This is a genomic window from Methylobacterium terricola, assembly GCF_006151805.1.
Lineage (GTDB): Bacteria > Pseudomonadota > Alphaproteobacteria > Rhizobiales > Beijerinckiaceae > Methylobacterium > Methylobacterium terricola.
Window position 1 is genome coordinate 116,706 of record NZ_VDDA01000004.1, and the last position, 22,617, is coordinate 139,322.

Below are 22,617 nucleotides of genomic sequence, written 5' to 3' on the forward strand. Positions count from 1 at the left end.
CCCTTGGGATGCGCCCTAATGCGCGTCCCCGGTGGCGCGGTATCCCGCCGCCTGCTCCACCAGGGTCAGGATGTCGAGCGCCCGCCAGGGCTTGGGGATGAAGGTCGCCGACATCCGCAGGTCGCTCGGCTGGTCGCCGGCATCGCCCGAGGTGAGCAGCACGTGAACCCGCGGCCAGGTCACGCCGATGATCCGCGCCAGCTCGAAGCCACCGATCTGGCCCGGGGTCCGCACGTCGGAGAAGACGACGTTCACCTCCTCGCCGCGTTCGCGCAGGATGGCGAGCGCCTTCTCGGCGGTCTCGGCTTCGATGACGCGGAAGCCGGTCTCCTCCAGCAGCGTGGCCGCGAGGAAACGCTCCTCCGGTTCGTCCTCGACGACCAGGATCACGGGCTGTGTCTTCGCGGCGGCGCTGGACTCGGTCATGTGCAGGGAACGAGCGGACGGCCCGGTGGTTGCATAGCTCCCGGGACCCTGAGCTCATCCTTCCCGAGGTGTTGCGGCAATGCAAGAGTTGCCGCAACACCCCGCGGCGATCAGGCGACGCCGTGCTGCCGGAACCACCCCAGCATCCGGCCCCAGCCGTCCTCCGCCGGGCCCTTGCGGTAGCTCGGGCGGTAATCGGCGTGAAAGCCGTGCGGCGCGTCCGGGAAGATCACGATCTCGACGTCCTTGCCCGCCGCCTTGGCGGCGTCGCGCGCCTTCTCGACGTCGGCGACCGGGATGCCGGTATCGGCCGCCCCGTAGAGGCCGAGGATCGGGGCGCGGATCTCCGGGATCACGTCGGCGGCGGTCTTCGGCTGGATGCCGGTGCGGGTGCCGCCGAAATTGCCGTACCAGGCGACGCCGGCCTTCAGGCTGGCGCTGTGGGCGGCGTAGAGCCACACGGTCCGCCCGCCGCGGCACCAGCCGGTGATGCCGAGCTTGCCGGGATCGCCCTTGGCCTCGGCCGCCGCCCAGGCGGCGGTGGCGTCGAGATCGCCCATCACCTGCGCGTCCGGGGTCTTCGAAACCACCTCGCGGACGATCTCCTGCACGTCGGTCATCTTCGAGACGTCGCCCTGGCGGGCGAAGAGCTCGGGCGCCACCGCGGTGTAGCCGGCCTTGGCAAGCCGGCGGCAGATATCCTTGATGTAGTCGTGGACCCCGAAGATCTCTTCGACGACGAGGACGATCGGGAACGGTCCGGCCCCCTCCGGCATCGCCCGGTAGGCCGGCATCGGCCCGTCGCCGACCGGGATCCGCACCTCGCCGGCGACGATGCCGGCCTCGTCGGTGCGGATCGCCTGCGCCTCGACCCGGGTGGTCGCCAGCGTCAGGCCGGTCATCAGGCTCGTCATCACGAAGCCGCGCCGCGAGAAGGGCGGGGTCACCAGGCCGTCGAGCTGTTCGAGGTCGTTCGAATCACCCGCCCGCGCGTCGTCGCTCATCGCCATCCCGGCCCTCCCCTGATGCGGCGCCTGTTCGCGCCGGGGCGCGATCATGCGTGCCGGACGCGGGGGGGCAAGAGCGAACACGCGCCGTCCACGGTCACGATCCGGTGCGAGAATGGCGTCCGCACCGAAAGGGCCGCCTGCGCGAGCGGACGGCCCTTTCGTTCGGCGGGCGATACGCGGCGGTCACGCCACCGCCGCCTTGCGGCCCTCAGGCAACCGCGGCCCTGCGGCTCTTGGCCGGGTTGCGGGCGGGCCAGCCGAGCGCCACCAGCCGCGCCTTGGCGTGCTCGCGCACCTCGTCGCGCAGGCCCGGCGGCATCGCCGCCAACGACGCCTGCGTCTCGGGGGCGAGCATCAGGTCGGTGACGGCGTTGATCGACTGCGCCTGGTCGATGCGCGCGGTCAGCTCGGATTCCGATGCGCCGCCACCTTCCTCCCGCGGCACGTCGACGTCGTTCGCGGCCCCGGTCTCCTGCGCCGATTCCCGCGCCGCCTCGGGCTCCGCCTCGTCGGGGTCCCGGGCGTCCTGCGGCTCGCGCAAGGGCTCGGGCCGGCGCGACTGGTTCGCCGCCACCAGGTCGGGCCGGCTCGCCTTGAACTCGTCGGCCTCGTCCTCGGAATAGAGCAGGCCATGCAGGCCGGCGAGCTTGAGGATCACCCGGTCCTTCGCCCGCTTCTCCGCCATGGCGAAGACGTAGGCGGCCTGCTTGCCCGAGACACGGTAATTCACGCCGATCAGCGCCTCGCCGATCGACCATTCGGTGCGGTCGCCGTTCGGGCCCGGCATGTGGCCGGTCACCAGGATCACCGCTTCGTCCCGCTCCGCCCGCACGATCACCGGCGCATCGAAGCGGATGCGGGCCTGCACGGCGATCCGCTCCAGGGCCTTGTGGTAGATCACGGCGGTGCCCTGCACGCGCCAGACGTTGCCGGCCAGCGGCTCGCCGTAGGTGGCGAGGATGTCCGCGATCTGCTTGTCCGTGGTTGCGCTCATCTCGATCGATCTCACCTGCTGACAGCGGGCTCCGGGCGGGGCGAGACGACCGGTTCCACGTTTGTTCCGTCTACCATGCTAAATGGGGATTCGCGAGCGGTTTCGCGATATCCCGTCCAAACAAAACACCACCGGGCGATGATGTTTTGTCGCGCCCACGGCCCAGCTCCACGACGACGTCAGACCATCCCCGGATCAGAACGGCCGCGCCATCAGGGCGGGAATTTTGCCGCCGTTGCACCGGATGGGTATGTTCGCTAAATGTTCCTAAAGAGCCTGCGGTGCAAGACTGTGGCTCGTCGGGTCATGCCGGTCGCGCCGGCATCGCCCCCTGAAGGCCTGCCACCCGGAGCCCCGCATGAGCACCCCCGCCCTCCTCGATCCCCCGGCCCTGCTCGATCGCCCGGGCCAGCGCCGCGGTGCGGTGCGGGGTGCCGCCGCCCGGCGTGGGCCCGCGCTGGCGCCGGCGGTGCCGCGCCCGGCCCTCGTGGCGGACTTCCTCGCCCTCGCGACCCTCGACCCGGCGGTGGAGCGCCTGCGCGCCGCTCCCGCCCCGGTCCGCCTGACGCTCGGCGACACCACGCTCGAGCATGCCGCCGATTTCGAGCAGTGGCGCACCGACGAGCCCGGCCTGCTGATCGACGTGGTGGCGGAGGCCGATCTCGGCCGGCACCCATTCCGGACCGCCTACGTGGCGGGCGAGCCGGTGATGGCCGAGGATGGCCGCCGCTTCGTGATCGAGAGCGCCGCCACCCTGCGGGCCGAGCCGCGGATCTCGACCGTGCGCCTGATCATGGCCTGCCGCCGCACCACCGTCTCGGCCGGCGACCGGGTGCGGATCCTGCACCACCTTGACGAGTGCGGCACCGGCCGCCTGGTCGAGTGCGCCGCCATGGCGATCAACGCCCAGGACGGCGTCGCAGCGGTGCTGGCGCTCGCCGTCGAAGGGCTGGTGGCGGTGGATGTCAGCCGGCCGATCCTGCCGGAGACGCCGGTGCGGCGGCGGGTGCTGCCGTATCCGGATCCGTTCGGGTTCTGAAGGTCAGGTCTGGAAAACATCTGGACGTTCGGGTCTCGGCACCGTCATCCCGGTGCCCGCCCAAGACGGGAACCCGGGATCCCCGACCGTCACCGGCGCCGGATGCGGTGACGAGCGGCCGGATCCGTCCTGCATCGTCACCGTCGATGCGTCCCGGGTTCCGCGATCGCGGCCCCGGGACGACGGAGGGGTGAGGATCGACCGGCGCGACAGGATCGACGGTTCCCTCACCCGCCCCGCTTCGCCACCGCCGCCTCGACCAGCGCGCGGATCGCCGCCCGCACCGGCTCCGGCGTCTCGTCGCGAGAGAACTTCGCCTCGATCTCCTCGCGGATCAGCGCGCCGTCGTCGCTGCGGGCGAGTTCGGTGGTGGTCTCGGCCTGGAGCAGCGACACGAAGGCGCTCTCGATCCGGCCGACCGCCTCGGGCGACGGATCGGCGGCGACCTGGCGGCCGGTGAGGTCGAACACGTCGGCCGTGAAGGGCAGGCGCTCCTCGGCGAGGGAGAGGTCGCCCGACAGCACGAAGACCGCCGGGACATGGGCGATCAGGTCGACCGAGCCGCGGGTGATGTTGCCCGGGTTGAACCACCGCGTCTCGCCGGCCTGGAGCGGGACGTGGCGCTTGTGGACGTGGCCGTTGATCGCGAGGGCGCAGCCGGCGATCGCCGCCGGCGGCACGGCGCCCGGGTAGCCCGCGCCGAAGGCGAGGTCGTGGTGCGTGAGCCAGACCGTGTGGTCGGCCTCCGGGAACAGCCCGCCCACCGCCGTCGGGATCGCCTGGCCGAACGGCGTCGCGCCGAGGCCGAGGCGGTGCCCGGCGACGTCGTACAGCGCCGCCGGCCCGGATTCCGGCACCACGTCGAGCACGTCGCTCACCGCCAGCATGGCGAGGCTGTCGCCGTCGGACAGGCGGGTGTGGCGGATGTCGTGGTTGCCGACATTGGCGAGCGGCCGGTGGCGAAACCCCTTGAGGATCCGGATCAGGCGCGACTTCAGGCTCTCGTCCGGCTCGACCGGCCGCTCGAACAGGTCGCCGAGGAGCACGGGCGCCAGGTCGCGCGCATTGGCCAGCGCGACGCAATGCTCGAGCTTCGCCAGCACCGGCGCCGGCCAGTCGGGATCCTTGCGCCGGCCCGGGCGGCGTGACGAGACGTGGGGGTCGCCGATGACGAGGAGGCCGGCGCACGGAACCGGCGCGGCGTCGAGCCGCTCGCGGCCGAGGATCATGCCGCCTCTCCCGACCGGGCATGGCGGTGCCCGGCGAGCAGCGTGGCGGGCGCCGCCGGCGTGCCGCAGGCCGGGCAGCGCCCGCCGGTGGCGGCGAGCACCGCGGCCATCTCGGCCTCCGCCGCCGCCAGCCCGTCGCGGGACGCGGCCTCGCGCGCCCGCGCCTCGGCGAGGTGGCGGCCGATCTCGGCGAGGCGGCGAGCGGTCGCGACGGCGTCCGGCCGGAGCACCGGCTGGGGCAGGGTCGTGGGCAGGTCGTGCAGGGCGGCCGCCCGCCGCTCGGCGTCGGCGAGGTCCCGCGCCAACCGGCGCAGCCGGGCGGCATGGGCGGTAGCCTGGCCGGTGTCGCGCGGCGCCGGCGCCACCGGCAGGTCGGCCAGGGCGGCCGCGCGGTCCGCCGCCCTCGCGAGGTCGGTCGCCGCCGCGAGCACCCGCCGGCCCACGCCCTCGCGGTGGCGCGCCTCGGCGAGGGCCCGGCCCAGCTCCGCGCCGGTCTCGGGCCCCGGCAGGTCGGCGAGAACCCGCGCCCGGGCGGCGGCACCGGTCGCGAGACGGTCGGCCCGGGCGAGACGGTCGGCCAGGGCCTCGCGGGCGCTCAGCCGCGCGGCCGCCTCGGCGAGGGTGGCGGTCTCGTCCCCCAGCGCGTGCAGGGCTCGGCCCGACTCGTCGAGCCCGTCGAGGGCGGCGAGGGCCTCGCGCAGCCGGGTGATCTCGCGCTCGCCCTCGCGCACCGTGCGCTGGTCGTCCGTGACCCGGTCGCGCTGGAGCGCCTGCATGTCGCGGATCAGCCCGGCCTCACGGCCGATCGACAGCACCGCCGAGCGCCGGGCCGGCTTCTCGCCGAGGAGGAAGACCGGGAATTTCTGGTGCGCCACGTGGACGTCGAGATCCTCGACCCGGGTGATGCCGCAGAGCCGCTCCACCCAGGCCGGCACGTCGCGGCCGCCGGTCTCGAAGGTCGTGCCGTTCTCCTGCACCAGCGTCCCGTCGGCCTCGTGGAGCGACCACAGGTTGACCGGCGTGCGCTTCGGCTGGCGCACGTAGCGCAGCACGCGGCCGCCGGCGACGCCGATCTCGACCCGCGCGGCGCCGGCCCCGGCCCGCACCAGGCTGTCGCGCACCTCGCCGTAGAACACCGCCCGGAGCGCCCGGATCACCGTCGACTTGCCGTGGTTGTTCGGCCCGACGAGGGCGTTGACGCCGGGCGCCAGCGGCAGGGTCGCCTCGGCGAAGCCCTGCACGTCGATCAGCCGGATGAAGCGGAAGCCCGGCATCTCGGGCGTCCACGCTGCGGCGCAGGATGCGGCCGGGCCGTCGATCGCCACCCCGGTCTCGGGGCGCCCGGCGATGCGGCTCACCGTCAGCCCAGCATCGAAGCCGGCGATGTCGTGGTGGGAGATCGCCAGGCACTGGACCCCGAGCCGGGCGGCGCCGTCGTCGAGCACCCGGTAGAAGGCCGGCACCCGGTCCGGCGCGATCCAGCAATCGGCCTCGTCGAGGGCGAGGAAGCGGCCGACGCCGGCCTTGACCACGGCGATCAGGCGCAGCGCCATCCCGACCACGTTGGTCATGGCGCCGCCATTGTCCTCCAGCACGTCCTCGCGGCCGCCATCCGGGCGCTCGACCCCGATATCCAGGGCCGGCAGGCCGCGCTCGGTGGTGAGATCCAGGCGCACCGGCTTCTCGCCGGGCAGGACTTCCTGGACGAGGGCGGTGAGCAGCGTCTCGAAGGTCGCCACGCTGCGCCGGTTGGCGTCCTGCTGCAGCTCGCGCAGGTAGGTGTCGATCGCGTCGCGCTGGGCGAGCCGGCCCTTGGCGGCGGCGACGGTCTTCGTCCGCACCGCCAGGGCATCGCGGTCGCGGTCGCGGGTCGCCTCCAGGCGGACGAGCAGGCGCCCGGCGCGGGTGAGCGCGTCCTGGAGGTCTGCGAGAATCACGGGTGCCGTCACGGGCTGCTCAGCGGGCCGCATCGAGGGCGGCGAGCCGGTCCTGCACCGCCCGCAGGGATTGCGCGAAGGCCTCGACCCGGCGGGCATTCTCGGCGCGTGCCTCCTCGATCATCCGGCGGATCTCGGCCTCGTCGTCGGTGCCGAGCTCCTCGCGGGCCTGGGCCCGGGCGGCGGCCAGCTCGGCGGTCAGGCGCTCGACGTCGCTCTCGGCCCGGATCCGGTCGGCGCGCAGGCGTTCATAGGCCGGCTGCAGCGCCTCGAGGCGCTTGAGCGCCTCGCCGTCGGACCCGGGCTCGCGCGAACCGGACTCTTGACCCTTGCGGCTGCGCTCCATCTCGCTCCTCATCGTCTGTCACGAGCCCGCGCCCGCAATCGCGGCAAGCCCGGACGGGCGCCGGCGCACCGATGCGCGCTCCTGCGCCGGATCGATGATCGTGAGGTGGCATCCGGGCCCGGCTTTGGCAACCGCGGCGGCGCCCGAGAAAGTTCCGTCGAAACCTGTTGACGGCCTGTGCAAATCAGCCCAGTGTTCCGGTAATGTTCCACGCGATGAGCCGGTCCGGGAGGCGGCGCGGCGTCGTGGCGGAACCTGGGGAGACCGGCATGGAGACCACCCGCCTGGACGACGTCGCGGCCGAGGCTGCCCCGCTGTTCGAGAACCGGGACTGGCGCCTCCACGCGGACGGGCTCGAGCACCGGGAGACCGGCTACTTCATCGACCGCGATGCCCTGAACGCCCGGCGGCCGGACGGCTACTGGGAATGGCCGCTGCACCTGTCGGAGAAGAGCTGGTGCGGCGTGCGCAGCTTCCGCGAGGCGTTCGTGGCCGCGCTGGAGGCCTTCGGCATCGCGCCCGACCGCAAGCTCACCCTCTCCTTCGCCCTCGGCTTCGGCACCCGGGTCGGCGGCGCCGCGCCGGACGCCTTCGTGCCGCTCGCCGATCTCGTGCGCCTGCGCGCCCCGGTGCCGCGCCCGGTCGCCGCGATCCGCCCGCTCGTCGCCGCGAGCGCCTGAGTCGTCTCTTCTCCCCTCCCTTGCCGCGAGGAAATGCTCTAGATCCCGCCCGATCGGACACCATTCGGGGAGCGGGCGGTCGTGAGCGGGCACCGCAGCGTGGGAATCATCGTCCGGGGCCGGGTCCAGGGCGTCGGCTACCGGGCCTGGACCAAGGGCGTCGCCGAGGCGAGGGGCCTCACCGGCACCGTGCGCAACCGGCCGGACGGCAGCGTCGAGGCCTGCCTCGCCGGCCCGGCCGAAGCCGTGGCGGCGATGATCGAGGCCTGCCGCCAGGGTCCGCCCGGCGCCCGGGTGGAGGATCTCGCCGTCAGCGAGGACGCGCCGGGCCCGGTCCCCGGCGCGCGCGGCGTGCAGATCCTGCCGACCGCCTGACGGGACCCGGCATGCACCCGGATCTGGGCCTGAGCAGCTTCTCGCTCGTCGACCTCGCCGCCATCATCGGCTTCCTGACGGCCTGGTGGGGCTATGCCTACGCGGTCGAGCACCTGTCGGGCGGCAAGCGCAGCCTCAACGGCATGATGAACCGGTACCGCCACGCCTGGGCCGACCAGCAGATCGTGCGCGAGAACCGGGTGGTCGACACCACCATCAACGCCTCGCTGCAGAACGGCACCGCCTTCTTCGCCTCCACGGCGCTGATCGCCCTGGGGAGCGCGCTGACCCTGTCGCGCTCCGCCGACGATGCCCTGACGCTGTTCTCCACCCTGCCCTTCGGCGCGCCGATGACCCGGGCGGTGTGGGAGATCAAGGTGGCGGGCCTCGCCCTGATCTTCGTCTACGCCTTCTTCAAGTTCGCCTGGGCGTACCGGCTGTTCAATTACGGCGCCATCCTGATCGGCGCGGTGCCGCCGCGGGGCGGCGATCCGGTGGCGATCGCGCGGGCGGCGCGGCGGGCCGCGGCCATGAACGTGGTGGCGGGCGGCCACTTCAACCGCGGCCAGCGTGCGTTCTTCTTCGCGCTCGCGTATCTCGGGTGGTTCGTCAGCGCCTACGTGCTGTTCGTCACCACCGCGATGGTGCTGACCGTGATGTGGCAGCGCCAATTCGCCTCCGACGCCCGCCGGGCCCTGCAGGACCACGATGATCCCTAGCGATTACGAGCTCGAACTCACCCTGATGCGTCTCGTCGCCGAGCGCGGCGCCGAGAAGACCGTCTGCCCCTCCGAGGTCGCCCGGGCGCTCGGCGGCCCCCATCCGGACGGCTGGGGCCCGCTGATGCAGCCGGTCCGCCGCCAGGCGGTGCGCCTGATGAAGGAGGGCCGCATCGCCATCCTGCGCAAGGGCAAGCCGGTGGAGGATCCGGACGATTTCCGCGGGATCTACCGGCTGTCGTTGCCGCGCTAGAGCGCTTCACGTCGCCGGAAAACGCTGTCGCGGTCACGGCCCGGGAAACACCGCCGCGGTGTAGCCCGACGCCCGGTACGCCGCGAGGCCGAGCCATTCGCGCACCGCGACGTCCAGCTCGAACAAGCCATCGCCGGCCGTCGAATGGAGCCCTAGGGCGCCGGGGCCGGTGCGGTAATCGACCGGGTAGGCGGTGACCGTGAAACCGGCCTTCCGGAAGCACCCCATCGCCCGCGGCATGTGCCAGGCCGAGGTGACGAGGAGCCAGCGCTCGCCGGGCTTTGGCCTGGCCAGCGCGGCGCTGAAGGCGGCGTTCTCGTGGGTGTTGCGGGACCGGTCCTCGTAGGTGATCCGCTCCGGCGAGACGCCGAGCGACGCGGCGTGGCGGCGCGTGATCGCGGATTCGGAGACGGCGCCGTCGCCGGTGAGCCGGCCCGAGCCGCCGGAGAAGACCACGACCGCCTGCGGGAAGCGCCGCGCGAGGTCGCCGAGCGCGATCATGCGCTCGCCGGCATCGTTGACGACGAGCTGGTGGCGGGCGGCCGACAGCCCGGTCTCGACCGCGCCGCCGAGCACCACGATGCCGGTGACCGGCGCCCCGTCGTCGCGAAACTCCGGGAATCGGTTCTCGAGCGGGCCGAAGACCAGGGAGGCCAGCGGCGAGACCCCTCCGACGAGGAGGACGAGGGCGGCGGCGGCGACCAGCCCGAGGCCGAGGCGCCGCCACCGAAGCGCGATTCCTGCTCCGGCGAGAACCAGGAGCAGGAGCAGGTTCGACGGTGCCGTGAGGAACCACAGCACCTTCGAGAGCACGAAGAACACCGGGACCGTCCCGGCCGGACGATGGTCAGGCCTTGTTGGTCTCGGCTTCGTAGCGGGCGCGGGTCTCGGCGTTCGGCGGATAGAGGCCCGGCAGGGGCAGCCCCTTGTCGACCTCGCGCATGATCCAGAGCTCCAGGCGCTCCTGCTCGACCGCGGCGAGCGCCACCTCCTCGGCCAAGGCCGCCGGGATCAGCACCGCGCCGTCGCCGTCCGCCACCACGATGTCGTCGGGATAGACCGCGACGCCGCCGCAGCCGACCGGCTCGCCCCAGCCGACGAAGGTCAGGCCCGACACCGAGGCCGGCGCCGCGACGCCCGAGCACCAGACCGGCAGGCCGGTGCCCTCGACGCCCTCGCCGTCGCGCACGACGCCGTCGGTGATCAGGGCGGCGACGCCGCGCTTCTTCATCCGGGCGCACAGGATGTCGCCGAAGATGCCGGCATCCTGCACCCCCATCGCGTCGACCACCGCGATGCAGCCCTCGGGCATCGCCTCGATCGCCGCGCGGGTCGAGGTCGGGCTCGACCAGGATTCCGGCGTCGCCAGGTCCTCGCGGGCCGGCACGAAGCGGAGGGTGAAGGCCGGGCCGACGATCCGCTGGCCGGCGGCGAAGCGCGGCATCGGCCCGCGCATCCAGCAGCGGCGGATGCCCTTCTTCAGGAGCACCGTGGTGAGGGTGGCGGTGGTGACGGCCTGCAGGGCGTCGAGGAGCGTCTTGTCGAGCGGCATCGGGCCTTCGGGGGCGTGGGGACGGGAACGCGACGAGACCTAGCCGATCCGGGGCGGGGCGGCCACGCCATGGGCGCATGGCCCGGATGGAGCGATCCGGCCGCGCGGCACCTGCTGCCGTATTCTCCTGAAAGACGACGCATCGATGACAGCAAGTCGCGGGATCCCCTCTCCCGCGTGGGAGAGGGGGAGGGGTGCGGGTGCTCCGGTGCCGCGTATAGCTGAGCCGTTACGCCGCCAGCACGAGGCTCAGCGCTTTACACGGATGCGTGTCACCCTCAGCCCCCGGCCCCTCTCCCACATGGGAGAGGGAGGTGCGCTTCATTCTTCAACGATGGGGGAAGAACAAGGATTTCGGTGTCGGATACTGCCGTGGCTGCGTCAGCCGACGACCGCTCGCCGGAATGGGACCGCCGATTTTTCGTATGGCTCAGCTCAGCGGCGGCAGCGCCGAGGCGGCGGCCGGCCGCGTCCGCAGGCGCTCGTACCAAGCCCGCATCGCCGGCCGCTCGACGCGCGGCACGTCGAGGAGGAGCCAGCGATGGGCGGCGGCCCCCACCGCGATGTCGGCGGCGGTGAAACGGTCGCCGACCATGTAGGGACGCCCCATCAGATGCGCGTCGAGAAGCGCGGCGCAATCCTCGGACGCCGCGACCGAGCGGTCGATCACGGCCCGGTCGCGCTGCTCCGGCGGCGTGCGCACGGTCTGCCAGAACGCGTCCCGGGTCGACGGCGTGAAGCGGGTCGCCTGCCAGTCGAGCCACTGGTCGACCTGCGCCGCCTCGCGGGGATCCTCCGGCCACAGCGCTCCCGCGCCGTGGCCGCGGGCGAGGTAGCGCAGGATCGCGTTCGATTCCCACAGGACGAACCCGTCCTCCTCCATCACCGGCACGAGGCTGTTGGGGTTCATCGCAACGTAATCCGGATCATGCACCCGCCCGAAGGCGCCGCCGGCCTCGACCCGCTCGTAAGGCAGTCCCAGCTCCTCCAGGCCCCACACCGCCTTCTGCACGTTGACGGAGCTCAGCCGTCCCCAGAGCCTGCGCATGGCGTGTCCTCCTCGGTCTTGTTCGTGGTCCCGCCCGCGATCTCGGGCGGATAGGCGTGGATCCGGCCGGTCGGGTCGGCGACGGTCCAGCCCGCCGGGCCGCCGGTCAGGTAGCCGGGGCCGACCGGCACCTTGCCGTAGCCGCCCGGGATGTCGAGGATGTAGGTCGGCTGCGCCAGCCCCGAGACCCGGCCGCGCAAGGACCGCATCAGCGCCTGGCCGTGATCGAGCGTGGTGCGCAGGTGGCCGGTGCCGGGGGCGAGGTCGCCGTGATGCAGGTAATAGGGCTTGATCCGGTTCTCGACGAAGGCGCGCATCAGGGCGGCGAGCGTGTCGGGATCGTCGTTGATCCCGGCGAGCAGCACCGACTGGCTCACCATCGGAATCCCGGCATCGATCAGCCGCGCGATGGCCGCCCGGGCGGCCTCGGTGAATTCCCGCGGGTGGTTGGCGTGGAGCGCCACGAACACCGCGCCGGCGAAGCGCTTCAGCGCCGCGACCAAACCATCATCGATCCGGGCCGGATCGACCACCGGCACGCGGGTATGCAGCCGCAGCACCCGGACATGCGGGATGTCCCGGAGAGCGGCGGCGATGCGGCCGAGGCGCCGGGGCGACAGCACCAGGGGATCGCCGCCGGTGACCACCACCTCCCAGATCTCCGGCCGGGCAGCGATGTAGGCGAGCGCCGCATCCAGCTCCGCCTCGGTGAGGCTGCCCTGCCCCTCCGGCCCCACCACCTCGCGGCGGAAGCAGAAGCGGCAATAGACCGGGCAGACGTGGAGCGGCTTCAGGAGCACCCGGTCGGGGTAGCGGTGGACGATGCCGGGGACGGGCGAATGGGTCTCGTCGCCGATCGGGTCGGCCCGCTCCTCCGGGGCGGTGATCAGCTCCTCGGCCCGCGGCACGAACTGGCGGCCGATGCCGTCATCCGGGTCGGCGATCAGCTCGGCCATTTCCGGCGTGATCGACACGGCGTAGCGCGCCGCCACCCGTTCGAGCGCCGGCAGCCGCTCCGCCGGCACCAGACCGCGATCCGCGAGCCCGCCCGCGCTGCGGATCGCCCCGCTCACCGGCGCGACCCGGCCTGGGCATGGTCGGCGCGGGGATATTCGGCGACGGGCGTCCACATCACCTCGTCGACCCGGCGCGCACCGGTCGCCAGCATCGCCAGCCGGTCGAAGCCGAGCGCGATGCCGCTCGCCTCCGGCATCTGCGCCAGGGCCGCCAGGAAATCCTCGTCGAGGGGGTAGCGCTCGCCGTAGACGCGCTCCTTCTCGTCCATCTCGGCCGAGAAGCGCCGGCGCTGCTCGGCGGCGTCGGTCAGCTCCCCGAAGGCATTGGCGAGCTCGACGCCGCAAGCATAGAGCTCGAACCGCTCCGCCACCCGCGGATCGGCGGGGCTCGGCCGGGCGAGAGCCGCTTCGGGGATCGGGTACTCGCACAGGATCGTCGCCCGGCCGCGGCCCAAAGCCGGTTCGACCCGCTCGACCATGACCCGGCTGAACAGGTCGGCCCAGGTGTCGTCGGGGGCGGTGCGGATGCCGGCCTGGTGAAGCGCGGCGGCGAGCGCCTCCCGGTCGGTGGCCGCGTCCGGCTGCACCGTCGCCAGGAGGTCGATGCCGGCATGGCGCCGGAACGCCTCCGCCACGGTGAGCCGCTCGGGCTCGGCGAACGGGTCGGCCTCGATCCCGCGCCAGACGAAGCGCGTCGCGCCGGTTGTCTCGGCGGCGAGGCTCAGGACATCGGCGCAGTCGCCCATCAGGCTGTCGTAGGTCTCTCCCGCCCGGTACCATTCGAGCATGGTGAATTCCGGCTGGTGCAGCGCCCCGCGCTCGCGGTTGCGATAGACGGGGCCGAGGCTGAACAGCCGCGTCTCGCCCGCCGCCAGCAGCTTCTTGCAGGCGAATTCCGGCGAGGTGTGGAGGTAGAGCGGGTGCGGCACCCCGTCCGGCCCGATCGCCGTGGTGGCGAAGGCCGAGAGATGCGCCTCGTTGCCGGGCGAGACCTGGAGGGCGCTCGCCGCGACCTCGACGAAGTCCCGCTCCGCGAACCAGGCCCGCAAGCGCGCGACGACGCGGTTGCGCGCCATCAGCCGCGGCCGGCGGTCGGCATGGACGTGGGGGGCCCACCAGGGCGAGGCGGAGGTCATCGTGCGGACATCGATCGGGTGGCGGGCGACTGGCGGTCGCGCCTGAGATGCGATAGGGCGGGCCGGAAGGCATCCTCTGCCGGCGCGGCGCCCGAACCTGCGCGGCTTGGCGGACGCCGCCGCTCTCTGTCAACGCTTCCCATTCAGGATTCGCCCCGTGCCGAAGGTCATCGCCAGCTCTCTCCGCAAAGGCAACGTCGTCGACAAGGACGGCCGGCTCTACGTGATTCTCTCCGCCGAGAACATCCATCCCGGCAAGGGCACCCCGGTCACACAGCTCGACATGCGCCGGATCACCGACGGGGTGAAGGTCTCGGAGCGCTACCGCACCACCGAGCAGGTCGAGCGCGCCTATGTCGAGGACCGGGAGCACACCTTCCTGTACAGCGACGGCGAGGGGTTCCACTTCATGAACCCGGAATCCTACGAGCAGCTCGCGGTGCCGGAGGACGTGGTCGGCGACCAGGCCCCCTACCTGCAGGAGGGCATGGCGGTGATGCTCTCGACCCATAACGGCGTGCCGCTGGCGCTCGAGCTGCCCCAGCGCGTCACCCTCGAGGTGACCGACACCGAGCCGGTGACCAAGGGCCAGACCGCGTCCTCGTCCTACAAGCCCGCCACGCTCTCGAACGGCGTGCGCACCCTGGTGCCGCCGCATATCGGCACCGGCACTCGCATCGTCATCATGACCGCCGACGCCTCCTACGTCGAGCGCGCCAAGGATTGATGCGGTCGGGCGGGGTCAGTCCCCGCCCGCCTGTTTGAAGCAAGTCCGGGACGCCACGATGGCCCGGGCCTGCTCCTCCGCCGTGTAGCCGTCGCCGGCCCGCCACAGGCCGTCGCCCCGCAGCCGCACCAGCACGCAGCGCGCCGCCACCCGGCAGACTGCCGCATTGCCGCCGGCCTCGGCGCAGTTCGCCCGGTACTCGCGCAGGAACGATGCCTCCCCCGCCCGCGGATGCGGCCCGGTGAGCGCCGCGATCCCGTAGAGCAGCCCGAGCAGCAGCGGCTGGTGCACGAGGTAGACCGCGAGGCTGTGCCGCCCGGCCGCCGTCGCGAGCCGCGCCGGGGCGTTGCGCGGCGCCCAGGCCCCGATCCGCGAGGCCGCGAGCCGCCCGAGCCCGATCCGGCCGAGACCCACCCCCGCCAGCACGAAGCCGAACCAGGGGCAGAGCGGCACGTAGTCGTTCGACGCCGGCACCACCGTGCCGAGTCCGAGGAACAGCAGGCCCGGCGCGTCGAGGAGAGCCGGCGCGCCCGCCAGCGCGGCGAGCGCGGGACCGGCGAGCACCAGGGCGGCGCTGAGCCCGACCACCGGCAGGGGGGCCGTCAGCGCCGGCAGGGCCAGCACGCTCGACAGGGCGATGCAGTGCAGGATGCCGAAGAAGATCCAGGCGCCGGGAAACAGCCACAGGGTCGCGAGGGAGATCGCCCCCGCCGCCAGGGCGATGCGCCCGAGCCGCGTCAGGTAGGGCCGCCAGCCGCCCCGGCCCCATAACGGGCCTGTGCCTGACTGGCCTCCTCTCGCCAGCACGAGACTCACCCCGACCAGGACCAGGAAGCTGCCCGCGATGCCGTGCGCCGCCGCCCGCCCGAGGGGCGACAGGGCGGCGTTCTCCGGCGTCAGCCGCAGGAAGCCGAGGTCCCAGGTGAAATGGTAAAGGGCCATGGCGGCGAGCGCCACGCTGCGGGCGAGATCGACGAGCGCGAGGCGGCGGATCGGCGTCGCGCGGGGCATCGGGGTCTGAATCGCGGCTCTCCGGAATCGGTCGCGGGCAAGTCTCTCGGACAGACCTCTTCGTCAGGCCTCCCGCAGCGCCCTCATAGCCGAGGCCGGCCTTGCTGCCCGCCCCTGCGGCGAAAACGCGCAGCCACCGCCGTGGCCCCCGCGCCGGTGCCTCAACTTGCGCGCGGCACCCCCGAAGCCTGCCTCCCCGGATTGCAAAATGCGCGGCCCGGAGGCGAATTCGGTGCGGGACATCACCCGTCGGAAGTTTCAACTCGGCGGATTTGGGCTTCCCCGGAGTCATGACTTTGTTAATCTGGCGGTGAAGCGCGCGACGCGATTCGAGTGGGTTGCTTACGATGTCGGACGAGTTCGGTTCAGCCCCGGCCGGGGAACGGCTGGTGGGCGCGTTCGGGGAGAGCGCGCGCGACACCCGGTCCGGGCTCGACGCCGCGGCGGAGCGCCCGACCGAACTCGTCGAGGTCAGCGGCCGGATCAAGTGGTTCGACGTCGCCAAGGGCTTCGGCTTCATCGTCCCGGATAGCGGCGCGGCCGACGTGCTGCTGCACGTCACCTGCCTGCGCCGCGACGGCTACCAGAGCGCCAGCGAGGGCGCCCGGATCGTGGTCGAGGCGGTGCAGCGCACGCGAGGCTGGCAGGCTTTCCGGGTGATCTCCCTCGATCAGACGACGGCGACCCACCCGGCCGAGCTGCCGATGCCGCGCACCCACGTCACCGTGGTGCCGACGAGCGGGCTCGAGACCGCGGTCGTCAAGTGGTTCAACCGCCTGCGCGGCTTCGGCTTCCTGAGCCGGGGCGACGGTACGCCGGACATCTTCGTCCACATGGAGACCTTGCGGCGCTACGGCATCGCCGAGCTCAAGCCCGGCGAGCACGTCATGGTGCGCTACGGCGACGGTTCGAAGGGCCTGATGGCGGCCGAGGTGCGCCTGCTCACCGAAGCCGGACCGCCCTCCTCGCACTGAGCGACGGGGCCGGTCACATTTTCGATTCGCCTGTGTTTCCGGCGGCGAGACCCCATCCCTTTCGCCGGACAATGCGCTAGCTCACGCTTCATGTCGCTCCGCTTCGCACGGCCACTCGCCGCCTCGCCGCGCCGGCTCCTCGCCGCGCTCACTTTCCTGATCCTGACGGCGCTGGCGCCGTCGGCGGCTTTCGCCGACGGCCCGTTCGAGCCGCTGACGATCGCCTCGCGCTCCGGCCGCCATACCTTCCAGGTCGAGGTGATGCGCGACGATGCCGGCCGGTCTCAGGGGCTGATGTTCCGCCGCGCCATGGCGCCGGACCGTGGCATGCTGTTCGATTTCGAGCGCAACGCCCCGGTGGCGATGTGGATGAAGAACACCTACCTGCCGCTCGACATGCTGTTCATCCGGCCGAACGGCACGGTGGCGCGCATCGCCCAGGATACCGAGCCACTCTCGACCCGCACCATCGAATCGGGCGAGCCGGTGCTGGGCGTGCTCGAGCTCAATGCCGGCACCGCCGCGCGCCTCGGGCTGCATCCGGGCGACAAGGTCGAGCACCCGCTGTTCCGCGGGCGCTGACGGCCCCCGGCGGCTCACGCCGCCGGAGGGATCTCAGAAGCCGCGATTCGAGATGCTGGGGATCGACGGCTGGGTGAAGGCGCGGTTCACGTCGGGGCGGCGCTGCGTCCCGTTGGTGTCGTTGGAGCGCACGTAGTTCTTGGTGTCGAAGGTCTCGGCGAGGCCGGAGCCGCGCGGGTCGCCGGCGCTGGTGCAGGCGGCGGCGAGGCCCGCGAGGGTGAGCGCCGCGGCGACACGAAGGAAACGCATGGATCGGTCCTGACTGAGGGCTTCTGGCGCTGACGAGGCTGCCGGGGTGCCCGGCTCCCGCCGGCCCGTCAAGGCGCCCCCGCCCGGAGGCGCCGCAAACCCGCCCCCTGTGCCCGCCGTGCCGCGTTCCGTGGAATGTGTGGAGGGCTGCGATTCTCCGGCTGGCGGAGTCGGGAGCTTTGCGCGACAGTCCGGGCCGATGAGCAACGTCGTTCCCCTGCTGCGCCCGCGTCCGGCGCCCGATGCCGCCGCCCGCGCCACCGCGTCGGTCGTCTCCGACCTGGTGACGATCGCCGAGCAGCTGCACGATATCGGCGCCCGCGCGGCCTTCCTCGGCCGGCCGCGGGGGGAGACCGAGCGCACGGTGCAGATGGTGCTGGACGCGGTGACGTCGATCGAGCGGGCGCTCGATACGATCACGGATGGCGGGGATTACACGCCGTTCTGAGTGACCCGTCTGCGCTGAGGGAGCTGCCACGCTCCGTGTCATTCCGGGGCCGCGCAGCGGACCCGGAATCCAGAACCGCAGGCGGTGCCAGATGGCGCGGAGCGCCACCTGATCTATCCCGAACGTTCGGCGCGTCTGAATCCCGGACGCCGCCGCCCGGCCCCGGGATGGCTCGGAGGCTCGTATCGTCGGGGGCTGCTCGACCCCGGGTCCCTCGCTGGCCGGTGCGGAACATCCTCCCTCACGCCCCCACGTCGAGCACGCTCCTGAATACCGCGCCGTAATGGCAGGCCGCCGCCGCCAGCACGAAGGTGTGCCAGATCGCGTTCTGGAACGGCAATTGCCGCCAGACGTGGAAGATCACCCCGAACGAGTAGAGCAGGCCGCCGGCGAACAGCAGCCACAGGGCCGGCGGCGACAGGGCGGCGATGACCGATTCGTAGGCCATGATGCCGCTCCAGGCCAGCGCCAGGTAGAGAGCGATCGCCAGCCGGTCGAAGCGTCCCGGCAGCGTCAGCTTCACGGCGGCGCCCGCCACTGCCACGAGCCAGATTCCGGCAAGCAGCCCGAAGGCGAACCCGTCGGTGCCGACGAGCGTGACCAGCGGCGTGTAGGTGCCGGCGATCATCAGGAAGATGGTGGCGTGGTCGGCCCGGCGCAGGCGCCATTTCAACCGGCCGATCGGGCACATGTTGTAGGCTGCCGACGTGCCGAGCATCGCCACGAGGCCGGCGGCGTAGACGCCCACCGCGACCTTCTCGGACGGGTCGAGGTTCGAGAGGGCGGCGCTGATCGTCAGCGCCAGGGCGCCGATCACGCCCAGGCTCACGCCGACCACGTGGACGACGCCGTCGGCGAGCATCTCGCGCGGCGTGTAGGTCCAGACGAGATCCAGGGGACGGCCGTCCGGCGCCAGCCGCGCCGCGGTGGCCGAGGATGCATCCAGGGTTTGCTCCTGCGCAGACATCGAACCTCCGCTCTCGGGGCTGGGAGTCGCCTCCCGGTTGACCAAGGTTAAGGTGGGTGCATGAACGTGGGACGAACGCCCGCGGGCTCACACCGTCCGGAGGACCGCCGGCGCGGGGGCGCGGCAGAGCCGGGCATGGGCGGTCGCCATGCCGAGCACCACCATCGCGGCGACCTGGTGGGCGAGGCCGGCCCAGAACGGCACGGCGAGGAGCAGCGTGACGATTCCGAGCGTCGCCTGCGCGACGACGAGGCCGGCGAGCGCGGTGGCCCGGCGCGCCGCGCCGGTGCCCGGCACGGTGCGGCGCGCATCGGCGGCATGGACGATGGCGAGGGCGAGCAGCGCGTAGGCGGTCAGCCGGTGGTTGAACTGCACCAGGGCGACGTTGTCGACGAAGTTCTCGATCCAGGGCGTGCCGGCGAACAGGCCTGCGGGGACGAGGCTGCCATCCATCAGCGGCCAGGTGTTGTAGGTCAGCCCCGCCTTCGAGCCGGCGACGAGGCCGCCGAGCGCGACCTGCACCAGCACCAGGGCCATCATGGCCAGGGCCGTGCCGGAGATGCGCGCCGGCACCGCCTCGTCGCGCCGCCGGTCGAGGCCGGAGGCGAGCCAGACGAGGCCGGCATAGATCGCGCTCGCCAGCGTCAGGTGCAGGGTGAGCTTGATCGGCGCCACCGCGGTCATGCCCGGCTGCAGGCCGGAGGCGACCATGATCCAGCCGACCGTTCCCTGCAGGCCGCCGAGGAGGCCGAGGCCGAGCAGGCTGAGCGACAGGCGCCGGTCGAGCTGGCCGCGCCACCAGAAGACCAGGAGCGGCAGGAAGAACGCGAGGCCGAGCAGCCGCCCGAGCAGCCGGTGGCCCCATTCCCAGGCATAGATGAACTGGAACTCCGACAGGCTCATGCCCTGGTTGATGAGCTTGTATTGCGGCGTCGCCTGGTACTTGGCGAATTCCTCGGCCCAGGCCGTGCCGGAGAGCGGCGGGATCGCGCCGGTCACCGGCTTCCACTCGGTGATCGACAGGCCGGACCCGGTGAGCCGGGTCGTGCCCCCGACCGCCACCATCGCCACCACCAGGGCGGCCATGACGAAGAGCCAGGTCCGCACGGCGCGGCGGGACCGGGGCGCGGCGGCCGCCGGGACCGCGGAAGGGGCGAGGCTGATCGAGGACGTGCTGCTCATGGGGCCGGCTTACCGGCGGGGATGCCGGGTGCGCAACGTTCAGCGGTGCCGCACCGGGCTTGCGGACAATGCTGAGCGCCCGGACCCGACGCTGTCTGGATCCAGGGCCTGCCTGTGCCGACGGATCACTCCCCCGGCCGCGCCAGCACCCCGCCGGTGATCGCCTCCCGCACCCCCGTGGTCGACGGGAAGGTGATCGGCAGGCCCTCGGTCGAGCGCACCGCCAGGTAGGCGAAGGCCTGGGCCTCCAGGAAGGCGGAGGACCAGCCGATGGCGTCGGCGGTCGTGATCTCGGCGCGCAGGTGGTAATTGAGCTGGCGCAGCAACTCGCCATTGCGGGCGCCGCCGCCGGCGACGATCCAGCGGACGGGCGGGTCGGAGGCGTGGTCGAGGGCGCGGGCGACCGCCCGGGCGGTGAAGGCCGTCAGCGTCGCGGCGCCGTCCTCGGTCGAGAGCTGGCCGGCGAGCTTGTGCGAGAACCAGTTGCGGTCGAGCGACTTCGGCGGCCGGCGGGCGAAGAACGGGTGGACGAGGAGCCAGGCGAGCAACTGCTCGTCGGGCCGGCCGCGGGCGGCGGTGCGGCCGTTGTCGTCGAGGGCGTGGCCGGTGCGCTCGCGCATCCAGTCGTCGATCAGCGCGTTGCCGGGGCCGGTGTCGAAGGCCAGGATCCGCCCGTCCCGGGCGATCAGCGTCGCGTTGGCCACGCCCCCGATATTGAGGATGCCGAGGCTCTCGGTGAAGCCCGAGGCCTGGGCCAGCGCCCGATGGAAGACCGGCACCAGCGGCGCCCCCTGCCCGCCCGCCTCGATGTCGGCGTGGCGCAGGTCCGACACGACCTTGATGCCGAGGCGGCGGCTCAACGCCTGGCCGTCGCCGATCTGCACGCTCATCTTCTGGTCGGGCCGGTGCACCACGGTCTGGCCGTGGAAGCCGACCACGTCGATCTCGGCGGCGCTCAGCCCGTTCTCGGCGAGGAAATTCTCGACCGCCTCGGCGTGGAGCCGCGTCACCAACTCCTCGGCCGCGCCCAGGCATCCCGGCCGCTCGCTCCGCTCGGTCACGGCTTCCGCATCGACGAGGGCCTGGCGCAGGAGCGCCCGGTCGTCGTCGGAATAGGCGCGGTAGCCCGTCGGCCCCAGCGGCTCGAGATAGCCGTTATGGCTGCGCTCGACCCGGATCGTCTCGCCGTCGGTCTCGATCAGGGCGACGTCGACGCCGTCGAGGGAGGTGCCGCTCATCAGCCCGATCGCCCGCCGCATCGTCATGCCGAATCGCCCCCGTGCCTTTCGGGACCGGCTTTGCTATGGACCGACCCGTTCCGAATCCGACGGAGCTAGCATGGCGGCGCCGCGCTGTCGCGCTGTCGCCCACCCGCGAGACTGATCGAGAGTTCCATGGCCGCGCCCACCGACTTCGCGCCGCGTTCCGACTTCCTCCGCATCCTGATGGAGCGCGGCTACGTCCACCAATGCTCCGATTTCGCGGGCGTGGACGAGGCCGCCCGCGAGGGCCGGCTGACGGCCTATGTCGGCTACGATTGCACGGCGCCGTCGCTGCATATCGGCCACCTGCTCTCGATCATGATGCTGCACTGGCTCCAGGCGACCGGCGGCAAGCCGGTGGCGCTGATGGGCGGCGGCACCACCCGGGTCGGCGACCCGTCCGGCCGCGACGAGAGCCGCAAGATCCTGACGCTCGACCAGATCGAGGCCAACAAGGCCGAGATCGGCAAGACCTTCTCGCGCTTCCTCGATTTCGGCGCCGGCCCGAACGCCGCCGTGATGGCCGACAACGCCGAGTGGCTGACCACGCTCAACTACATCGAGATGCTGCGCGACGTCGGCCGGCACTTCTCGGTCAACCGCATGCTGTCGATGGACAGCGTGCGGCTGCGGCTGGAGCGCGACCAGGAGCTGTCGTTCCTGGAATTCAACTACATGATCCTGCAGGCCTACGACTTCGCCGAGCTGAACCGCCGCTACGGCGTGACGCTGCAGATGGGCGGCTCGGACCAGTGGGGCAACATCGTCACCGGCATCGATCTCGGCCGGCGCCTCGGCACGCCGCAGCTCCACGCCCTGACCTGCCCGCTGATGACCACGGCGTCCGGCGCCAAGATGGGCAAGACGGCGTCCGGCGCGGTCTGGCTCAACCCGGACATGCTGAGCCCCTACGAGTACTGGCAGTTCTGGCGCAACACCGAGGATGCCGATGTCGGCCGCTTCCTGCGCCTGTTCACCCTGATGCCGCTCGACGAGGTGGGAAAGCTCGCGGCGCTCGGGGGCCAGGAGATCAACGAGGCCAAGAAGGTGCTCGCCACCGAGGCCACCGCCCTGCTGCATGGCCGCGAGGCGGCGGAAGGAGCCGCCGAGACCGCGCGGCGCACCTTCGAGGAGGGCGCGCTCGCCCAGAGCCTGCCCACCGTCGAGGTGCCGCGCGCCGCGATCGAGGCGGGGCTCGGCGTGCTCTCGGCCTTCGGGCCGGAGCACGCGGCCCTCGTCCCCTCGACCAGCGAGGCCCGCCGACAGGTCAAGAGCGGCGGGCTCAAGGTCAACGACGCGCCGGTCACCGACGAGCGCGCGGTGATCGGCGCGGGCGACGTGACGCCGGAAGGCGTGGTGAAGCTGTCCTTCGGCCGCAAGAAGCACGTGCTGCTGCGGGTGGTGTAGACCGCTTCAAGACCTCCCCGGGACACCCCTCCCCCCGCGGGGGGAGGG

At 72.5% G+C, this 22,617-nt stretch carries 26 protein-coding genes; 10 read left to right on the top strand and 16 right to left on the bottom strand.

The features are described 5' to 3' along the window. Positions 1 to 15 precede the first annotated feature (15 nt). The 3 genes from FF100_RS10880 to FF100_RS10890 all read right to left on the bottom strand — a co-directional run bounded on the left by FF100_RS10880 (position 16) and on the right by FF100_RS10890 (position 2,430). Positions 16 to 426, bottom strand: coding sequence for a response regulator (locus FF100_RS10880; RefSeq protein WP_139035754.1), 411 nt, complete (start codon positions 424 to 426; stop codon positions 16 to 18). A gap of 110 nt (positions 427 to 536) precedes the next feature. Next, positions 537 to 1,430 carry a dienelactone hydrolase family protein gene (locus tag FF100_RS10885; RefSeq protein WP_139036163.1) on the bottom strand — a complete coding sequence of 298 codons (894 nt, stop codon included), beginning with the start codon at positions 1,428 to 1,430 and terminating at the stop codon, positions 537 to 539. Positions 1,431 to 1,644: 214 nt separating this feature from the next. Next, positions 1,645 to 2,430: a trna delta -isopentenylpyrophosphate transferase gene (locus FF100_RS10890; RefSeq protein ID WP_139035755.1), complete on the bottom strand. Its 786-nt coding sequence runs from the start codon at positions 2,428 to 2,430 to the stop codon at positions 1,645 to 1,647. 358 nt (positions 2,431 to 2,788) lie between these two features. On the opposite strand from FF100_RS10890, the gene FF100_RS10895 reads away from it, so the two are divergent. Further along, positions 2,789 to 3,469, top strand: coding sequence for a hypothetical protein (locus tag FF100_RS10895; RefSeq protein ID WP_139035756.1), 681 nt, complete (start codon positions 2,789 to 2,791; stop codon positions 3,467 to 3,469). Positions 3,470 to 3,696: 227 nt separating this feature from the next. On the opposite strand, the gene FF100_RS10900 is transcribed toward FF100_RS10895, so the two are convergent. From FF100_RS10900 to FF100_RS10910, 3 genes are read right to left on the bottom strand one after another with little or no spacing between them, the layout of a single operon-like run. Further along, complete coding sequence (locus tag FF100_RS10900; protein WP_139035757.1) at positions 3,697 to 4,698, bottom strand: hypothetical protein; 1,002 nt, start codon at positions 4,696 to 4,698, stop codon at positions 3,697 to 3,699. Then, positions 4,695 to 6,635, bottom strand: coding sequence for an AAA family ATPase (locus FF100_RS10905; RefSeq protein WP_246102018.1), 1,941 nt, complete (start codon positions 6,633 to 6,635; stop codon positions 4,695 to 4,697). The genes FF100_RS10900 and FF100_RS10905 overlap by 4 nt, the downstream gene beginning before the upstream one ends. A 19-nt stretch (positions 6,636 to 6,654) precedes the next feature. Further along, positions 6,655 to 6,981, bottom strand: coding sequence for a hypothetical protein (locus FF100_RS10910; protein WP_139035759.1), 327 nt, complete (start codon positions 6,979 to 6,981; stop codon positions 6,655 to 6,657). A 269-nt stretch (positions 6,982 to 7,250) separates the two neighbouring features. On the opposite strand from FF100_RS10910, the gene FF100_RS10915 reads away from it, so the two are divergent. From FF100_RS10915 to FF100_RS10930, 4 genes are all read left to right on the top strand, one after another. Beyond that, on the top strand, positions 7,251 to 7,661 hold the full coding sequence (locus FF100_RS10915) for a hypothetical protein (RefSeq protein WP_139035760.1): 411 nt from the start codon (positions 7,251 to 7,253) through the stop codon (positions 7,659 to 7,661). 81 nt (positions 7,662 to 7,742) lie between these two features. Continuing rightward, positions 7,743 to 8,036, top strand: coding sequence for an acylphosphatase (locus FF100_RS10920; RefSeq protein ID WP_139035761.1), 294 nt, complete (start codon positions 7,743 to 7,745; stop codon positions 8,034 to 8,036). An 11-nt stretch (positions 8,037 to 8,047) separates the two neighbouring features. Continuing rightward, a complete protein-coding gene (locus FF100_RS10925) occupies positions 8,048 to 8,755 on the top strand; it encodes a DUF599 domain-containing protein (RefSeq protein ID WP_139035762.1) in 708 nt (235 codons plus the stop codon). Next, entirely contained in the window at positions 8,745 to 9,008 is a 264-nt protein-coding gene (locus FF100_RS10930; RefSeq protein ID WP_139035763.1) for a DUF3253 domain-containing protein, read from the top strand. The genes FF100_RS10925 and FF100_RS10930 overlap by 11 nt, the downstream gene beginning before the upstream one ends. A 33-nt stretch (positions 9,009 to 9,041) precedes the next feature. Here FF100_RS10930 and FF100_RS10935 read toward each other — a convergent pair whose 3' ends face one another. The 5 genes from FF100_RS10935 to epmA form a co-directional block, all read right to left on the bottom strand. Then, positions 9,042 to 9,830, bottom strand: coding sequence for a YdcF family protein (locus FF100_RS10935; protein ID WP_139035764.1), 789 nt, complete (start codon positions 9,828 to 9,830; stop codon positions 9,042 to 9,044). A gap of 25 nt (positions 9,831 to 9,855) precedes the next feature. Then, positions 9,856 to 10,560, bottom strand: a complete 705-nt coding sequence (locus tag FF100_RS10940) for a ribonuclease activity regulator RraA (RefSeq protein WP_139035765.1) — start codon at positions 10,558 to 10,560, stop codon at positions 9,856 to 9,858. 430 nt (positions 10,561 to 10,990) lie between these two features. Then, the gene (locus FF100_RS10945) at positions 10,991 to 11,608 is read right to left on the bottom strand and encodes a glutathione S-transferase family protein (protein WP_139035766.1); all 618 of its coding nucleotides are present in this window, start codon (positions 11,606 to 11,608) and stop codon (positions 10,991 to 10,993) included. Further along, a complete protein-coding gene (locus tag FF100_RS10950; RefSeq protein ID WP_139035767.1) occupies positions 11,584 to 12,681 on the bottom strand; it encodes a lysine-2,3-aminomutase-like protein in 1,098 nt (365 codons plus the stop codon). Before FF100_RS10950 ends, FF100_RS10945 begins: the two co-directional genes overlap by 25 nt. Further along, complete coding sequence (gene epmA / locus FF100_RS10955; RefSeq protein WP_139035768.1) at positions 12,678 to 13,760, bottom strand: EF-P lysine aminoacylase EpmA; 1,083 nt, start codon at positions 13,758 to 13,760, stop codon at positions 12,678 to 12,680. Before epmA ends, FF100_RS10950 begins: the two co-directional genes overlap by 4 nt. A 157-nt stretch (positions 13,761 to 13,917) precedes the next feature. Between epmA and efp the strand changes: the two genes are divergently transcribed. Continuing rightward, a complete protein-coding gene (gene efp / locus FF100_RS10960; protein ID WP_139035769.1) occupies positions 13,918 to 14,487 on the top strand; it encodes an elongation factor P in 570 nt (189 codons plus the stop codon). Positions 14,488 to 14,502: 15 nt separating this feature from the next. Here the strand turns inward: efp and FF100_RS10965 are convergent, their stop codons facing one another. Next, positions 14,503 to 15,498, bottom strand: a complete 996-nt coding sequence (locus FF100_RS10965; protein WP_139035770.1) for an acetyltransferase domain-containing protein — start codon at positions 15,496 to 15,498, stop codon at positions 14,503 to 14,505. Positions 15,499 to 15,845: 347 nt separating this feature from the next. Between FF100_RS10965 and FF100_RS10970 the strand changes: the two genes are divergently transcribed. Both FF100_RS10970 and FF100_RS10975 read left to right on the top strand, forming a co-directional pair. Then, a complete protein-coding gene (locus FF100_RS10970; RefSeq protein ID WP_139035771.1) occupies positions 15,846 to 16,472 on the top strand; it encodes a cold-shock protein in 627 nt (208 codons plus the stop codon). Positions 16,473 to 16,562: 90 nt separating this feature from the next. Next, entirely contained in the window at positions 16,563 to 17,054 is a 492-nt protein-coding gene (locus tag FF100_RS10975; RefSeq protein WP_139035772.1) for a DUF192 domain-containing protein, read from the top strand. 33 nt (positions 17,055 to 17,087) lie between these two features. On the opposite strand, the gene FF100_RS10980 is transcribed toward FF100_RS10975, so the two are convergent. Next, positions 17,088 to 17,303, bottom strand: coding sequence for a hypothetical protein (locus tag FF100_RS10980; RefSeq protein ID WP_109959307.1), 216 nt, complete (start codon positions 17,301 to 17,303; stop codon positions 17,088 to 17,090). Positions 17,304 to 17,502: 199 nt separating this feature from the next. Here FF100_RS10980 and FF100_RS10985 point away from each other — a divergent pair, with 199 nt between their 5' ends. Next, complete coding sequence (locus FF100_RS10985) at positions 17,503 to 17,751, top strand: hypothetical protein (RefSeq protein ID WP_109959306.1); 249 nt, start codon at positions 17,503 to 17,505, stop codon at positions 17,749 to 17,751. Positions 17,752 to 17,992: 241 nt separating this feature from the next. On the opposite strand, the gene trhA is transcribed toward FF100_RS10985, so the two are convergent. The 3 genes from trhA to FF100_RS11000 all read right to left on the bottom strand — a co-directional run bounded on the left by trhA (position 17,993) and on the right by FF100_RS11000 (position 21,165). Beyond that, the gene (gene trhA / locus FF100_RS10990; RefSeq protein ID WP_139035773.1) at positions 17,993 to 18,718 is read right to left on the bottom strand and encodes a PAQR family membrane homeostasis protein TrhA; all 726 of its coding nucleotides are present in this window, start codon (positions 18,716 to 18,718) and stop codon (positions 17,993 to 17,995) included. Between the two features lie 87 nt (positions 18,719 to 18,805). Next, the gene (locus FF100_RS10995; RefSeq protein WP_139035774.1) at positions 18,806 to 19,900 is read right to left on the bottom strand and encodes a COX15/CtaA family protein; all 1,095 of its coding nucleotides are present in this window, start codon (positions 19,898 to 19,900) and stop codon (positions 18,806 to 18,808) included. A 125-nt stretch (positions 19,901 to 20,025) separates the two neighbouring features. Beyond that, positions 20,026 to 21,165 (bottom strand): anhydro-N-acetylmuramic acid kinase, encoded by a 1,140-nt coding sequence (locus FF100_RS11000; RefSeq protein WP_171070124.1) that lies wholly within the window; start codon positions 21,163 to 21,165, stop codon positions 20,026 to 20,028. Between the two features lie 129 nt (positions 21,166 to 21,294). Between FF100_RS11000 and tyrS the strand changes: the two genes are divergently transcribed. Next, positions 21,295 to 22,569 (top strand): tyrosine--tRNA ligase, encoded by a 1,275-nt coding sequence (gene tyrS / locus FF100_RS11005; protein ID WP_139035775.1) that lies wholly within the window; start codon positions 21,295 to 21,297, stop codon positions 22,567 to 22,569. The last annotated feature ends 48 nt before the right edge of the window (positions 22,570 to 22,617 follow it).